Source organism: Thermomonas alba, from assembly GCF_022419205.1.
Lineage (GTDB): Bacteria > Pseudomonadota > Gammaproteobacteria > Xanthomonadales > Xanthomonadaceae > Thermomonas > Thermomonas alba.
This window is the reverse complement of sequence record NZ_JAJOZU010000023.1, coordinates 1-1,281: the sequence shown is the minus strand read 5'-3', so window position 1 is coordinate 1,281 and position 1,281 is coordinate 1. Positions and strand designations below refer to the sequence as shown.

1 protein-coding gene and 1 pseudogene are annotated in these 1,281 nt (G+C 56.8%); both read right to left on the bottom strand.

Features of this window, described 5'->3' with window-relative positions:
* Positions 1–281 precede the first annotated feature (281 nt).
* Positions 282–353: pseudogene (locus tag ML342_RS12065) on the bottom strand (transposase); the annotation flags it as partial.
* A gap of 92 nt (positions 354–445) precedes the next feature.
* Positions 446–622: a hypothetical protein gene (locus ML342_RS11515; RefSeq protein ID WP_240127164.1), complete on the bottom strand. Its 177-nt coding sequence runs from the start codon at positions 620–622 to the stop codon at positions 446–448.
* Positions 623–1,281: the final 659 nt, after the last annotated feature.

Sequence of the window (1,281 nt, the reverse complement as noted above, 5' to 3'; positions counted from 1 at the left end):
GAACAGGTCAGCGCCGGGCTGAGAGCGCCAGAAGGACGAGGGCTTGATGCGCGATGTGCTCATGGGCGCCATCATGCCGGCTCACGGGCTGCAAGGGGGAGGGAGGTTTCGAGAAGTGCCCCAAAGTACCCTTTAACCCCGGGCTCTCCCAGTAATTGCTGGTATGGCAAATGGGGGCAGGTCAGTGTGCCGCTGGCAATTGATTAGACACTGATTTTCAGCTCGTGCAGCCATTCGGAATGCATGAGCCTGCCAGTCTTCGAAGGATGAGACGAAGCCACCTTGACCTGCACGCCCGCCTCCGCCTCACGCAGGAAGCCAATGATCTGCTCTTCGGTAGACCGCTTCTTCATGTCCAATCTCCTTGTCAGTGGGAATTGGACTCCAGATCGCGGTGCTACTCAAAATTGGGGGGACGTCGGGTCACATCGCAACAACTTCCTATTCAAGGACCACGATCACGCCGGCGATCTTCCCAATCCGCAATCAATCCGTTCGCAATCAGCGCAAGCCCAGCGATTAGCGATGCGATCCAGAAGTCAACTTTGAAGATGTAATGACCTGCCGTGCCCGCCAGCAACGAAATAGCAAGCCAAACCAGGGTATAGAGCACCCTTTTCATATCAGGGACATCCACAAGTTCCTACCTGATTAGTGTCTAACTTCAGTACGCATACATCGACAACCCCTTCTGGAACTGCACCCGGTTCATTGCCATGGCCATTCTCTCGCTCACGATGGCGCCAGGATGCAGGCTTTTCTTCCCACTCGCTGCGACTACTGAGGTTTGACACTAATCAGGAGTTCCTACGCCAGCAGTGCCGCCGATAGCCATATCGGCACCAGCTGCGTTCACCACCGGATTGGTTCGCCCTGCCGCGGCCTGAATAGCTTCATCCGAACCATATCTTGAAAGCAAGTCCTCGTAGCTCTTGATTCGGTAATTCGACCCAGCAAGCGGACCTCTCATAACACGCTTCAATCCGTTACGGAACGCCATAGCTGCTGCGCCATTTGCCGCTGCGGCTGCCCCGATCTTTGCAATACCCGCATACGCCATACGCCCTGCGCCAAGACCAAGCGATGCCCATTCTCCTGCTGCATACGCTTTGGAGCACCGGTTCACGCCGCCATCAACACCAAGCGCTTGACGCGCCAATGAGAAATACCCAAAAGTGGTGCACGCCCTGACGGATCAGGCGGCGGCCGAGTGGGTCTGGGCGGTTGCATCATCGCGCACTTCGACGCCATCGCGGAAGCGCACGCCGGTGATCACCTTGG

Coding starts and splice junctions, on each gene's coding strand:
- ML342_RS11515 (WP_240127164.1), bottom strand. CDS start 622: ATGAAAAGGGTGCTCTATACCCTGGTTTGGCTTGCTATTTCGTTGCTG.